Consider the following 13,138-nt stretch of genomic DNA (forward strand, 5'->3'; position numbering starts at 1 on the left):
GGACACCTTGGCCGGATGACGTGGCGCGCGGCTACCGGGAGGCCGGGCTGTGGCGCGGTGAGGCGCTCGGCGCGCTGCTGCGCGACTCCGCGCGGCGCTTCGGGCCGTCCACCGCCCTGGTCCACCGCGACCGGCGGCTGACCTACGCCGAGTTGGACCACTGGGTGGACCGGGTGGCCGCGGGTTTCGCCGGGCGGGGGATCGCCCCGGGCGACCGGGTGCTGGTGCAACTGCCCAACGTGCCGGAGTTCGTCGCCGTCTGTCTCGCGCTGGCCCGGCTCGGCGCCAAGCCCGTGTTCGCGCTGACCGCGCACCGCTCCCAGGAGATCGGGCACCTCTGCGCGATCACCGGAGCGGTCGCTTACGTGTTCCCCGGGAAGCACCGCGGCTTCGACCACCACGGGCTGGCCAGGGAGGTCCTGGCGGGCGCGCCCGCGCTGCGGTGGCTGTTCAGCCTCACCGGCGGCCACGGGATCGCCGCGCTGGCCGAGGTGGATGCCGAGCCGGTCGAGCTGCCCGCGCAGGACCCGTCGGACGTGGCGTTCTTCCTGCTCTCCGGCGGGACGACCGCGTTGCCCAAGGTCATCCCGCGCACCCACGACGACTACACCTACCAGGCACGTGCCGCCGCCGCGCTGCTCGGTGTGTCCACATCGGACGTCTACCTCGCGGTGCTGCCGCTGGAGTTCAACTTCACCTGGGGCTGCCCCGGTGTGCTCGGTACGCTCGCCCGTGGCGGCACGGTCGTCCTCGCCGACGACCCGACGGCCGAGGACTGCCTGCGCGCGGTCGAGCGGGAGCGGGTCACCGTGACCGCGGTCGTGCCCAGCGTCGCCCAGCTGTGGCTGGAGGCGGTGGAGTGGACCGACGCCGACCTGTCGAGCCTGCGCGTGGTGCAGATCGGCGGCGCGGTGTTGCAGCGCTCGGTCGCCGAGCGGGTCGGCCCGGCGTTCGGGTGCGGGCTGCAACAGGTGTTCGGCATGGCCGAGGGCCTGCTCACGCTCACCCGCTCCGACGACCCCCCGGAGGTGGTGCTGGGCACCCAGGGCCGCCCGCTCTCGCCCGCCGACGAGATCCGCGTCGTCGGCCCGGACGACCGCGAGGTGCCGCCCGGGGAGGTGGGTGAACTGCTCGTGCGCGGCCCCTACACGCCGCGCGGCTACTACCGCGCCCCCGAACACAACGCGGTGGCGTTCACCGCCGACGGCTACTACCGCAGCGGCGACCTGGTCCGGGTGACCGACCGCGGCGACCTCGTCGTGGTCGGGCGGATCAAGGACGTGGTGATCCGCGGCGGCGACAAGGTCTCGGCCGAGGAGGTGGAGGGCCACCTGCTGGCCCACCCCGGCGTCGTGCGGGCCGCGGTGGTCGGTGTGCCGGACGAGCTGCTCGGCGAGCGGACGTGCGCCTACCTGGTGGTCACCGGGCAGCACCCGACCCGCCAGGAGGTGGCCGCCGCGCTGCGGGCGCGCGGGCTCGCCGACTTCAAGCTGCCCGACCAGGTCGAGGTCGTCGACGAGCTGCCGCTGACCCCACTGGGCAAGGTCGACAAGAAGGCGTTGCACCGGCTCGCCCCGAACCAGGGAGGATGACATGGAAGCCGAGAACCCGACTGGCCCGCCACCCCCGGACGAGCGCGAGCTGCGCGAGCTGGTCGCCCCGCTGGTGGGCATCGCGCCCGAGGACATCCCCGGTGGGGCCAACCTGATCCTGCTGGGGCTCAGCTCGCTCGACATGATGCGGCTGGTGGGCCGCTGGCGCCGGGACCGGCTGCCGGTGGTGTTCGAGGAGCTGGCCGCCGCGCCCACCCTCGACGGCTGGCTGGCGCACTTGGGCACCCTGCGGTCCGGGGGTGGCGCGTGAGCCCGGTGGTGGCCGATGTCGTCGACCCGTCCACCGTGCACGGTGTGCACGGTGCCGACGGTGTGTCCTGGTGGAAGTGCCTGGCCCGGCGCAACGACCTGTTCGGCTCGTGGGAGGCCGTGGAGTGGGCGGCGCTGCCGCCTGGCGGGCTCAGCGGCGAGCACGTGCACACCCGCACCGAGGAGCTGTACTTCATCCTCACCGGGTCCGGAGTGATGCTGCTCGACGGCCGCGAGCACCCGGTGCGCGCGGGCGACCTGGTCGTCAACGGCCTGGGCACCCGGCACGGGCTGCTCAACACCGGTGCCGAGCGGCTGACCTGGCTCGTGATCGAGGTCGTCGGGCCGCTGACGGCGACCGTCTACTCAGAACACCAAGAGCACGTCGAGAACGGGGGACCGCGATGAGCAACGCCGTGGTGATCAACCTGCGCGAGGTGGGAGAGGTCGACGCGCGCGCCTTCCTGACCGGTCCGCTGGGCCGAGTCCGGCTGCCGCGGCTCGAACCGGGCCAGCGGGAGGAACTGGTGGCCGACGACCACGAGCACACCCTGTTCACCGTCGCGGGCGGCGGGCGCGCGGTGAGCGGCGCGACGACCGTCGAGCTGCGTCCCGGCGTCGCGGTGACCCTGCCACTGGGCAGCAGCGTCACCGCAGAGGCGGGCGAGGAGGGCCTGGAGCTGTTCATCGCCAGCCTGGCCACGCCGGGAGCGGCGGGGGAGCGGTCGTGATCACCACCCGTACCGCCCGGCCCAGCCGCTCGGCCGACGGCGCCGCGTGGCGCTGCCTGGCCCGGCGCGGGATGTTGCACAGCGAGTGCGAGGCGGTCGACCACCTGGTGCTGGCGCCGGGCGCCGAGCGCGATGGGCGCGGGCGCGCCGGGGTCGAGGCGGCCTGGTTCGTCGTGCGCGGCGAGGGCCGCTTCCACGACGCGCCCGACCACTGGGTGCCGCTGCGCCCCGGTGACCTCGTGCTCTGGCGCGGTGGCGCGGGCGGGTCGCTGCGCGCGGACTCGGAGCTGGAACTGGTCGCGCTCGCCGTGCTGCCCGCGGGCGTCACCGACCGGTTGCCCGCCCGCGTGCCCGTCTTCGAGGGGGCGGGCCGTGGCTGACCACCTCGTCGTCACGACTCTCGATGAGCCGTCGCACGTCTACGAGATGCACGGCGGTGAGAAGGTCGCGCAGTGGAAGTGCCTGGTTCGGCGCAATAACCTGGCGGGCCCGTGGGAGGCGGTCGAGTGCTCGTGGCTGCCGCCCGGCGGGGCCAGCGGCGTACACCTGCACAGCCGTACCGAGCAGTTCGACTTCGTCGTCTCCGGCACCGGCGTGATGACCATCGACGGCGTCGACCACCAGGTCACCGCGGGTGACCTGGTCACCACGTGCCTGGGCACCCGGCACGGCATCCGCAACACCGGGCCGGACGACCTGGTCTGGCTGGTGGTGGAGGTGACCGGGCCGGGCATGGCGCCCGGTGTCACCGGGCGCCCCGGGCCGGTGCGCGCCGAGGTGGTGCCGTTGCGCGAGGTCCGCGAGGTCGCCGCGTTGGACTACCTGGCCGGGCCGCTGCGCCGGGCCCGGGTCATCCACACCGGACCGGACGAGGTGGTGGAACTGGTGGCCGACGAGCAGGAGCACGTGCTGTTCGCGTTGGCGGGCACGGGGACCGCGACGGCGGGGACCACCGATGTCCCGCTGCGCCGCGGCGTGTCGGTCGGGGTACCGCACCGGGGCCGCGCGCGGCTGCGCGGCGGTCCGGGGGGCTTGGAGTTCTTCGTCGTCAGCCTGGCCGTCCCGGGCGGTGCGCGGTGATCGTGTCCAACACGCACGACGGGCTCACCCGCACCACCGACGGCACGGCGTGGCGGTGCCTGGGTAGACGCGGGATGTTGTTCAGCGAGTGCGAGTCCTTCGACTTCGTCCGCCTCGCCCCGGGCGCCACCCTGGAAGGGTCGGGCAGCGGCGATGTCGAGGAGGTGTGGTTCGTGCTGCGCGGCGCGGGCGAGTTCACCGGGCCCGGCGGCCGGGTGACCGTCCGCCAGGGCGAGGTGCTGCTGCTGCCCCGCGCCGCGGGCGGCAGTTGGCGCGGCGCCGGAGAGGAGTCGGTGGAACTGCTGCTGCTCGAACTGATGCCCGCCGAGCTGAGCGGCCCGTTGCCGCCGCGCACCCCCGCCGACTGAGCCCCAGAGGAGGGAGAAACCGATGACCCACCGGCAGATCGAGACCGACGTCCTCATCGTCGGGTCCGGCCCGGTCGGGGCTGCGTTCGCGCGCACCTTGGTCGAGGGCGGGCGGGAGGTGCTGATGGTCGACGCCGGGCCGCAACTGTCGCGCCGCCCCGGCGCGCACCTGAAGAACGGCTTCGCCTACCAGCGCAACCACGAGCGGTTCGGCGCGCTGGTGCGCGCACACCTGCACCCGTTGGCGCCCGCCGCCCCCGGCCCGGCCGAGGCAGACGCGATGATCAGCCTGGAAGCGGGGGTGGCCACCTACGCCGTGGGCGGAATGGCTACGCACTGGACCGGTGTCACGCCCCGCCACCATCCCCGGGTCGAACGCGCCGACACGCTGCCCGCCGAGGAGTGGGACGCCCTCTACACCGACGCGGAGGTGCTGCTCGGCACCCGCGCCGACCTGAGCGAGGGCGCCGCGTCGCACCGGGCCGTGCTCGCCGCCTTGCGCGCCGAGTACACCGAACTGCCCGACCCGTACCGGGTCCAGCACCTGCCGATGGCCGCGCGCCGCGACCCCGACCACCCCGCGCTGGTGCACTGGAGCGGTGCCGACACCGTCCTCGGCCCACTCGCCGACGGCCACCCGCGCTTCACCCTGCGCGAACAGCACCTGTGCAGGCGGCTGGTGCGCGAGGGCCCCCGGATCGCCTGGGCCGAGGTCGAGGACCTGATGACCGGGCAGCCGCTGGGGGTGGCGGCCGACACGGTCGTCGTCGCCTGCGGGGCCGTGCTGACCCCGCAGCTGCTGCACGCCTCCGGGTTGCGCCCGCCCGCGCTCGGCCGCTACCTCACCGAGCAGCCGGTGGGCTTCTGCCAGGTCGTGCTGCGCGACGAGGTGGTCGGCCCGGCGCCGTTCCCGGACGGCGACGGCGATCCCAACGTGTGGATTCCGGTCTCGCAGGAGCGGCCGTGGCACTGCCAGGTGCACCGCGACCTGCCCTACGACGGCGCGCTGCCGCACCCGGAGGTGGACGACCGGCTGGTGGTCGACCTGCGCTGGTTCGGCCTGGTCGACCCGGTCCGGGACAACCGGGTGCGCTTCGATGACCACGCCCGCGACGCCTTCGGCCTGCCCGCGCCGCGGTTCGAGTTCACGCTCAGTGCGGCCGACCGCGAGCGCCAGCGGCGGATGGTGCGGGACCTGCGCCGCGCCGCAGGCGCGCTGGGCCCGTACCTGCCCGGCTCCGAGCCGCGGTTCGTCCTGCCCACCCTGCCCCTGCACATCGCGGGCACGGTGCGGATGGGCCACGACGAGCGCACCAGCGTGGTCGACCGGGACAGCCGGGTCTGGGGCGTGGACAACCTCGTCCTCGGCGGCAACGGCCTCATCCCGACCGGCAACGCCAGCAACCCCACATTGACCAGCGTGGCCACAGCGCTGCGCGCGGCCCGCCGCCTGCTCGGCGCGGCCGACCACACCACCGGAGGGAGGCGCGCTGATGAGCGGACCCGGCTACCTGTTCCTCGGTGACGAGGAGAGGGCACTCGTCCAGCGGGCGCTGGACGAGTGGCAGATCAACCGCTACCGCTCCGACGACTCGCCGGAGCCGTCGATGGTGCGCGCGCTCGAGCTGGAGTTCGCCGCGCGCACCGGCTCGCCGCACGTGCTGGCCGTCAACAGCTGCACGTCGGCGCTGCTCACCGCGCTGGCCGCGCTGGGGGTGGGGCCGGGTGACGAGGTGATCGTGCCCGGGTACACGTTCATCGCGACCATCGCCGCGGTCGTGCACCGCGGCGCGGTGCCGGTCCTGGCCGAGGTGGACGACACGTTGACGCTCGACCCGGTCGACGTGCGCGCCCGGATCACCCCGGCCACCAGGGCGGTCATCGCGGTGCACATGCTCGGCGCGCCCGCCGCCCTGGACGAGCTGCGGGCCGTCGCCGACGAATACGGCCTGCTGCTCATCGAGGACGTGGCGCAGGCCGCGGGCGGCACGCACCGGGGCCGGGCGCTGGGCACGGTCGGTGACGCGGGCGCGTTCTCGCTCAACCTGTTCAAGGTGATCACCAGCGGCGACGGCGGCCTGCTCACCCTGGCCGACGACACCGCCTACGAGCGCGCCTTCGCCTTCCACGACCACGGCATGCGCCCGCTGCGCCAGGGCATCGCCGAGGCCGACTCGCTGTTCGGGCTCAACCTGCGCATGCACGAACTCAGCGCCGCGGTCGCCCTCGGCCAGCTCCGCAAGATCGACCACATCCTGGGTGCGCTGCGCGCGCAGAAGACCGCGCTGTCGGAGGCCATCGGCGAGCTACCCGGGGTGGCGCCCGCCAGGGTCACCGATCCCGACGGCGATTGCGCCACGTTCCTGGTGCTGCGCTTCGACTCCGCCGTGGCCGCCCGCGACGTCGCGGTCCGGCTGGGCACCAGCACGCTCATCGACTCCGGCCGCCACTACTACGGCAACATGCCCCAGCTCACCGGCCGCCGGACCCCCGCGCCGTCGGACCACCCCTTCGGGTGCCCGGCGCACCCCACCGAGCACAGCTACGCCCCCCGTTCCCTGCCCCGCACCGACGACCTGCTGGCCCGATCGGTCGGGCTGTCGGTCGGGGTGTCCGACGCCTACATCGGCGGCGGGTTCGGCATCACGCCGTTCTCGCCCCGCACCGAGATCGAGGCCGTGGCGGGCGCTGTGCGCTCCGCCGTCGAAGAAGTGGTTGCGAGGACATGACGACACCAGCCGTCCAACCGGGACTGGCGCAGACGGGCACCCCGCCGCACCACTGGCGGGTCCGGGCGCAGCAGTCGGTGACCTACGAAGTGCGGACCGTGGACGGGGTCCTCGACCCGGACAACCCGGCGCTGATCGAGGCGGGCGCGACCGGGCGCGGCTCCGGACCGCGCCGCTTCGTCGTCGTGGACGCCAAGGTCCACGCCCTCTACGGCGACGACATCCGCCACTACCTCGACCACCACGGCTGCGAGCACGCGCTGTGCGTGCTGCCCGCCTCCGAGGAGTCCAAGACGATGGATGCGGTGATCGAGGTCGTCAGCGGCCTCGACGCCTTCGGCATCGCCCGCAGGCACGAGCCGGTCATCGGCATCGGTGGGGGCGTGGTGCTCGACATCGTCGGCCTGGCCAGCAGCCTCTACCGCCGCAGCACCCCCTACATCCGGGTGCCGACGTCGCTGCTCGGCCTGGTCGACGCGGGCGTCGGGGTCAAGACCGGTGTCAACTTCGGCTGCCACAAGAACCGCCTGGGTTCCTACTTCGCCTCCACGGTGGCACTGCTCGACCGCGGCTTCCTGGCCACGCTCGACGACCGCAACGTCAGCAACGGCTTGGCCGAGGTGCTCAAGATGGCGCTGGTCGCCGATGTTCGGCTGTTCGAGCTGCTGGAGGAGTACGCCGAGCTGCTGCTGGCCGAGCGGCTCACCGGGCGCACGCTGACCGGCGAGGTCGTCGCCAAGGACGTGGTCGGCCGCGCCGTCGACGGCATGCTGGCCGAGTTGCAGCCGAACCTGTGGGAGCGGCAACTGGAGCGGGTGGTCGACTACGGGCACTCGTTCAGCCCGACCCTGGAGATGCGCGCCCTGCCCGCCCTGCTGCACGGCGAGGCCGTCACCGTCGACATGGCGCTGACCACCGTGCTGGCCGAGGGGCGCGGTCTGGTGTCGCGGCGCGATCGCGAGCGGGTCCTGGACCTGATGCGCAGGCTGCGCCTGCCGGTGTGGCACCCGCTGCTCGCACCGGACCTGCTCGAGCACGCCCTGCGCGAGACCACCCGCCACCGCGACGGTAGGCAGCGCATGCCGCTGCCGGTCGGCATCGGCCGCGCCTGCTTCGTCGACGACCTGACCGTGGCGGAGCTGGCAGGCGCGTCGGAGACCCTGCGCGGCCTCGCGGCGCCCGCGGTGGACGCGTCGACCGCGGGAGGGGCGTCGTGACCCTGCCCGGGGCTGTGGCCGTGCACCACGTCGCCTACACCGTGCCCGACCTGGACCAAGCGGTGCGCTTCTTCGTCGACGTCTTGGGCGCCCGCGAGGTCTACACGATCGACCGCGTCGCGGGCGAGGGCGACTGGATGACCCGCAAGCTCGACGTCCACCCCCGGGCCACGGCCCGCATCGCCATGCTCCGCCTGGGTCCGGTCACCAACCTGGAGCTGTTCGAGTACACCTCGCCCGACCAGCGCCGAGTCCTGCCCCGCAACAGCGACTGGGGCGGGCACCACCTGGCCATCCACGTCGAGGACGTCGACGCCGCCGCGGCCCACCTGCGCACCCGGCCCGGCGTCGTGGTCATGGGGGAGCCGGAGACCATCACCGAGGGCCCGATCACCGGTGACCGCTGGGTGTACTTCCGGACCCCGTGGGGGATGCAGCTCGAACTCATCAACCTGCCGCCCGGCGCCCCGTACGAGCAGCGGACCGCCCACCGCCTGTACCGACCGACCGGTCCCTGGTCGACCGAGTGAGGAGGACCCCGTGACCGAACCCCTGCACGTCCCCGCGGGCCAGGGCACCACCACCTGGTTCGACGGCAGCGCCTACACGGTGAAGGCGGACACCTCGACCACCGCGGGCGCCCTGTCGGTGCTGGAGTCCTCCATCCCGCCCGGCAGCGGCCCCCCGTTGCACATCCACACCCGCGAGGATGAGGCCTTCTACGTCCTGTCCGGCGAACTCGAGTTCCACGTCCGCGACGACGTCTTCACCGGCTGCGCGGGCGACTTCGTCTTCGTCCCCCGCGGCACCCCGCACCGCTTCCGCAACACCAGCGCGCACGTCGCCCGCACAGTGTTCCTCTACACCCCGGCGGGCTTCGAGGAACTCTTCCTCCGAGCGGGCGACCTGGCCGTGCCCGGCCAACCCATCCCGCGCTGGGGCCCGGACCGCTTCGAGCGCGCCACCCGACTGGCCGCCGACCTGGGTTGGGAGGGCCCCCGCACCGAGACCGAGGCGGGCCGCTGACCACCCACCGAGGCGTCCGCCACCCCGGAGACCACGCGGAGCGCCGCGCCGGGGTGCGGCGGGGTCGTGCTGCTCAACCGTGACGGGCCCCCGGGCGCGGGGGCCCGGTCGGCCCGGGAACTACACCGTTGCCTGCGCCACCGCCCCGCTCGAGTTCACCGCCTGACGCTACCGGCGGCCGTCGTCGGCGGTGGTCGCGGCGAGGGTGCCGAGCAGGGCCAGGGCGTCGGCGCTCGGCGATCCCGGTTCGGCCTGGTAGACGATGAGTTCCTGCCCCGGCGCGGAGCGCACGTCGAAGGACAGCATCCGCAGGGTGAGGGCGCCGACCTCGGGGTGGACCAACCGCTTGGTCTCGATCCGCTTGCCCCTGGCCCGGTGCTGCGCCCACATCCGGGCGAACTCCGGGCTGCGGCCGAGCAGGTCGTCGACCACCGCGCGGACGCGCGGGTGTTGCGGCGCGGCGCCTTCGAGCAACCGGAAGCCCGCGACGGTGTTCGCCGCGACCGCGTCCCAGTCCGCGTAGAACGACCGGGAGTGGGGGTCGAGGAAGACCTTCTCCACCAGGTTGCGGGTCGTGGGGAAGCCGGAGAACAGCGCCTCGCCGAGGCGGTTGGCCACCAGCACGTCGTACGCGCGGCCCAGGACCAGCGCGGGGTGGTGCGGCCAAGCGTCCATGAGCTGCGCCAGCGCCGGGTCGACGCGCTCGGAACCGCCGGAGCCGTCGCCGCGCGGGCTGAGCCCGGCGAGCCGGTACAGGTGCTGCCGCCCGTCCTCGTCCAGGCGCAGCGCCGCGCACAGGGCGTCGAGGATCTGCCCGGACGGGCTGGTCTCGCGGCCCTGTTCCAGGCGGGTGTAGTAGTCGACGCTCATGCCCGCGAGCATCGCCACCTCCTCCCGGCGCAGCCCGGGCACGCGCCTGCGGCCGGTGTCGGGCAGACCCGCGTCGGCGGGGGTGGTGGCCGAACGCCGGGCGCGGAGGTGGTCACCGAGGGCGCTCATGGCACCAGGGTAGGTCGGCGCGGGCGGGTGAGGGTGGGTGCGGTGCTCCCAGGTTCGCGGCGGCCTTCTCCGGGGCGGATCGCCTCGGCAGGCTCGATGGCATGAACACGAACAAGGTCGTCCTCATCACCGGTGCCAGCAGCGGGATCGGCGCCGCCACCGCCACGGCCCTCGCCGGGGCCGGGCACCACGTCGTCCTCGCCGCCCGCCGCACCGACCTGCTCACCGGGGTGGCCGACGCCATCACCGCCTCCGGCGGCTCCGCGTCGACCCACGCCCTCGACGTGACCGACGCCGCCGCCGTCCGCGCCGCCGTCGACGCGGTCGTCGCCGACCACGGCAGGCTCGACGTGATCGTCAACAACGCTGGCGTGATGCCGCTGTCCCGGATGGACGCGCTGCTGGTCGAGGAGTGGGACCGCATGGTCGACGTCAACGTCAAGGGCCTGCTGCACGGCATCGCCGCCGCGCTCCCGCACTTCCGCACCCAGGGCTCCGGCCACTTCGTCACGGTCGCCTCGGTCGGCGCCCACGAGGTCGTCCCCACCTCGGCGGTCTACTCCGCGACCAAGTTCGCCGCGTGGGCCATCACCGAGGGGCTCCGCCAGGAACTCGACCCGTCCATCCGGGTCACCACCATCTCGCCCGGGGTCGTGGAGAGCGAACTCGCCGACCACATCACCGACCCCACGGCCCGGGAGGCGATGCGCACCTACCGCAGGAACACCGTCCCCGCCGACACGATCGCCAGGGCCATCGCCTACGCCGTCGGTGAACCGGCCGGTGTCGACGTCAACGAGATCATCGTCCGCCCCACCGCCCAGCGCCCCTGACGGGTTCCTGCTGACCAGGCTCGACGTCAGGCGCTCGTCCAGATCCTCAGCGGACCGCCGTCCGAGGCGTCGCCCGCGAGGAGGGCGGTGGTGTTGTTGGTGAAGGCGCTGAGGCTGCCCGCGGTGCCGAAGCCGTTCTGCTTGACCGGCACCCGTTCCCAGCGGGCGGCGTCCGAGGACAGCCACACGCCACCGCCGCCGGAGGAGGAGCCGGTCGCGATGAGCCAGCCCCGCCAGGCGGTCACCTGGCGGATGCGTTGCGCTTCGGGTTTGTCGACGTTGGCGTCGGGCAGCACGCCCACGGTCACGTCGTGGGAGGCGGTCCAGTCGCCGGTTCCGCGGCGCCAGGCCGTCGGCCCGAGGTCGCCGTCGGTTGTGGTCGGGTCGGTGAACAGGACCGTGAGGTCGTCCTTCCTGGTCAGGGAGAGGACCCTGCCGCGCACGGGGCCGGGGTCGTCGGTGGTCCACTCGGTCCCGTCGGCCGAGGAGAGCATGGTGGTGCCGCTGTCGGGGTCGCCGGTCACGCCGAAGACCGTGAACCCGTCTGCGGTGGCGGTCACGTCCGGCAGGTAACCGGAGCGCAGGCCGGGGGCGTCGATCGCGTCCGGCCCGGTGAAGGTCTTCCCGTCGGTCGAGTGCCAGACGCGCAGGCCGTCGTGGTCGCGGTTGTCGATGCGGTCGGTGTCCAGGACGGCCATGGGGCGGTCGAAGCCGACCACGACCACGCCGCGCGGTCCGGCGGCCACCGCCGAGAGCGCCTCGCCCGGCTCGCTGCCCGCCAGGGGGAGCGCGGACCACGAGACGCCGTCCTCGGACCGCCAGACCGCCGCCCCGCTCGTGGTGGCGCCCAGGACGTAGGCGGTGCCCCGGTGACCCGCCACCGGCGTCTGGTGTCCGAGCTGCCGGATGCCGTCCAGCGCCGCCGGGGCCCACGTCCCGCCGTCGGGGGAGGTGTAGACGTCGCTGACCAGGTCGTTCACCTGGCCCCGGCTGTTCGGTGCGGCCGGGACGAGGTGGTGCCCGGCCAGGACGAACCCCCGGTCCCACCCGGCGCCGCCTTCCAGGCTGGTGAGCCGGTCCGGCGGGATCCCGGGGGAGGCGGCGACCCAGCGGGGGGCCGGTGCGGCGGGCGTGGTCGGCGGGGGAGGAGCGGCGTCGGTCCCGCAGGCGGCGGCCAGCGCGATCGTCAGGACAGCCACCGGCAGTCGGATCAGGCGCACGACGGGCTCCCGTCCGGTTCGGTCCAGGTGGTGGAGTCCTTCGTGCACCACTTCCGCGCCGCCGTGGCCGCGGTCGTCCGGAACGGCTTGCCGCCGTCGTCGATCCGCAGGTCACCCTGCGCGCTGCCGGAACTCCACCGCACGTGCAGGTACCACTCCACGTACCCGCTCGACGCGGTGGGCACGACGATCACCTTCTCCACGTCGTCCTTCGCCACCTTGAAGCTGAACTCCTGGGCGGGGACGACCTGGCCACCCTGCTCACCCGGCACCGGGACGACCCGGGGTCGCGGTGCGCCCAGGTCGGTGGCGTAGTGGTGCGGTGTCACGTCGCTGCCGCACGTGCCCGGCAGGTAGATCCCGCCCAGCGGCGCGGACCGGGACACCACCTCGACCGAGATCGAGTGCAGCACGGTCGCCGTGTCGCTCGCCCCCTGGAACGTGACCTCGACGTGCCCACCCGAGCTGAGCGCGGCCCCGTCCGGCGGCCCCTCCCGCGGCACCGGGATCGACGACTGCCCCCGGTCGGGCACCACCCACCCGGTCTCGCACTGGTCCGGCCCCATCGACACGGCCCAGTTCGGCGCCCCACCGGCCGCCGAATCCGCCGTGGCGGGCTCGGACCGCTGCAACAGCCACGCCCCCGCCACCATCCCGGCGAGCGTCGCCACGACGACCAGCACACCGACGGTGAGCCCCGCGGTGCCGGACCGCGACTTGACCGTGATCCGCTCACTGGAGCCGCCCACGTTCACCTGCACGCCCTGCCTGCCGTGGTTCGCCTGGCTCACGGCCCCCGGCGCGGGCGCCTCCTGCCCACCGGCGGGCACCCGCGACCTCGCGCGCTTCTCCGCCCCGAACCCGACCGCCGCCCCCGCGACCACCAGGACCACGACCGCGAGCCACGCCCACACGCTGCTCTTGAGGTCGGTCGCGACGTTGATGACGATGCCCAGGGCGGCCGTCACGGTGCTCCCGGTGAGGGCCTTCACCCACCCTGCTCGCTGGCTGTCGATCGGTGTCTCCCGGGCGCCGGTGCTGAGTCGTCCTGACGACGCCAGAGGTTATCGGGT

At 74.0% G+C, this 13,138-nt stretch carries 16 protein-coding genes; 13 read left to right on the forward strand and 3 right to left on the reverse strand.

What is annotated here, in order from left to right; all coding sequences use genetic code 11:
- Positions 1–20: 20 nt before the first annotated feature.
- Genes L6E12_RS08130 through L6E12_RS08185 form a run of 12 tightly spaced genes read left to right on the forward strand, consistent with a single transcriptional unit; the run spans position 21 to position 9,013 of the window.
- Positions 21–1,592 (forward strand): (2,3-dihydroxybenzoyl)adenylate synthase, encoded by a 1,572-nt coding sequence (locus L6E12_RS08130; RefSeq protein WP_236227264.1) that lies wholly within the window; start codon positions 21–23, stop codon positions 1,590–1,592.
- Position 1,593: 1 nt separating this feature from the next.
- Positions 1,594–1,863, forward strand: coding sequence for a phosphopantetheine-binding protein (locus L6E12_RS08135; RefSeq protein WP_236227265.1), 270 nt, complete (start codon positions 1,594–1,596; stop codon positions 1,861–1,863).
- Entirely contained in the window at positions 1,860–2,270 is a 411-nt protein-coding gene (locus L6E12_RS35340) for a cupin domain-containing protein (RefSeq protein ID WP_236227266.1), read from the forward strand. Before L6E12_RS08135 ends, L6E12_RS35340 begins: the two co-directional genes overlap by 4 nt.
- A complete protein-coding gene (locus L6E12_RS08145) occupies positions 2,267–2,593 on the forward strand; it encodes a hypothetical protein (protein ID WP_236227267.1) in 327 nt (108 codons plus the stop codon). Before L6E12_RS35340 ends, L6E12_RS08145 begins: the two co-directional genes overlap by 4 nt.
- On the forward strand, positions 2,590–2,973 hold the full coding sequence (locus tag L6E12_RS08150; protein WP_236227268.1) for a cupin domain-containing protein: 384 nt from the start codon (positions 2,590–2,592) through the stop codon (positions 2,971–2,973). Before L6E12_RS08145 ends, L6E12_RS08150 begins: the two co-directional genes overlap by 4 nt.
- Positions 2,966–3,673, forward strand: a complete 708-nt coding sequence (locus L6E12_RS08155; RefSeq protein ID WP_236227269.1) for a cupin domain-containing protein — start codon at positions 2,966–2,968, stop codon at positions 3,671–3,673. Before L6E12_RS08150 ends, L6E12_RS08155 begins: the two co-directional genes overlap by 8 nt.
- A 2-nt stretch (positions 3,674–3,675) precedes the next feature.
- Positions 3,676–4,041 carry a cupin domain-containing protein gene (locus tag L6E12_RS08160; RefSeq protein ID WP_236227270.1) on the forward strand — a complete coding sequence of 122 codons (366 nt, stop codon included), beginning with the start codon at positions 3,676–3,678 and terminating at the stop codon, positions 4,039–4,041.
- A 22-nt stretch (positions 4,042–4,063) separates the two neighbouring features.
- Positions 4,064–5,566, forward strand: a complete 1,503-nt coding sequence (locus L6E12_RS08165) for a GMC oxidoreductase (protein ID WP_236227271.1) — start codon at positions 4,064–4,066, stop codon at positions 5,564–5,566.
- Positions 5,535–6,770 carry a DegT/DnrJ/EryC1/StrS aminotransferase family protein gene (locus L6E12_RS08170; RefSeq protein ID WP_236227272.1) on the forward strand — a complete coding sequence of 412 codons (1,236 nt, stop codon included), beginning with the start codon at positions 5,535–5,537 and terminating at the stop codon, positions 6,768–6,770. The genes L6E12_RS08165 and L6E12_RS08170 overlap by 32 nt, the downstream gene beginning before the upstream one ends.
- Positions 6,767–7,987, forward strand: a complete 1,221-nt coding sequence (locus tag L6E12_RS08175; RefSeq protein WP_236227273.1) for a sedoheptulose 7-phosphate cyclase — start codon at positions 6,767–6,769, stop codon at positions 7,985–7,987. The genes L6E12_RS08170 and L6E12_RS08175 overlap by 4 nt, the downstream gene beginning before the upstream one ends.
- Positions 7,984–8,517 carry a VOC family protein gene (locus L6E12_RS08180; RefSeq protein WP_236227274.1) on the forward strand — a complete coding sequence of 178 codons (534 nt, stop codon included), beginning with the start codon at positions 7,984–7,986 and terminating at the stop codon, positions 8,515–8,517. Before L6E12_RS08175 ends, L6E12_RS08180 begins: the two co-directional genes overlap by 4 nt.
- Before the next feature lie 10 nt (positions 8,518–8,527).
- Positions 8,528–9,013 carry a quercetin 2,3-dioxygenase gene (locus L6E12_RS08185; protein ID WP_236227275.1) on the forward strand — a complete coding sequence of 162 codons (486 nt, stop codon included), beginning with the start codon at positions 8,528–8,530 and terminating at the stop codon, positions 9,011–9,013.
- 168 nt (positions 9,014–9,181) lie between these two features.
- On the opposite strand, the gene L6E12_RS08190 is transcribed toward L6E12_RS08185, so the two are convergent.
- Complete coding sequence (locus L6E12_RS08190) at positions 9,182–10,012, reverse strand: helix-turn-helix transcriptional regulator (protein ID WP_236227276.1); 831 nt, start codon at positions 10,010–10,012, stop codon at positions 9,182–9,184.
- Positions 10,013–10,113: 101 nt separating this feature from the next.
- On the opposite strand from L6E12_RS08190, the gene L6E12_RS08195 reads away from it, so the two are divergent.
- The gene (locus L6E12_RS08195; protein ID WP_236227277.1) at positions 10,114–10,845 is read left to right on the forward strand and encodes an SDR family oxidoreductase; all 732 of its coding nucleotides are present in this window, start codon (positions 10,114–10,116) and stop codon (positions 10,843–10,845) included.
- Between the two features lie 26 nt (positions 10,846–10,871).
- Here the strand turns inward: L6E12_RS08195 and L6E12_RS08200 are convergent, their stop codons facing one another.
- Positions 10,872–12,065: a hypothetical protein gene (locus L6E12_RS08200; RefSeq protein ID WP_236227278.1), complete on the reverse strand. Its 1,194-nt coding sequence runs from the start codon at positions 12,063–12,065 to the stop codon at positions 10,872–10,874.
- The gene (locus L6E12_RS08205; protein ID WP_236227279.1) at positions 12,056–13,057 is read right to left on the reverse strand and encodes a hypothetical protein; all 1,002 of its coding nucleotides are present in this window, start codon (positions 13,055–13,057) and stop codon (positions 12,056–12,058) included. Before L6E12_RS08205 ends, L6E12_RS08200 begins: the two co-directional genes overlap by 10 nt.
- Between the last annotated feature and the right edge of the window lie 81 nt (positions 13,058–13,138).

The sequence above is a fragment of the Actinokineospora sp. PR83 genome, assembly GCF_021056305.1.
GTDB classification, from domain to species: domain Bacteria; phylum Actinomycetota; class Actinomycetes; order Mycobacteriales; family Pseudonocardiaceae; genus Actinokineospora; species Actinokineospora spheciospongiae.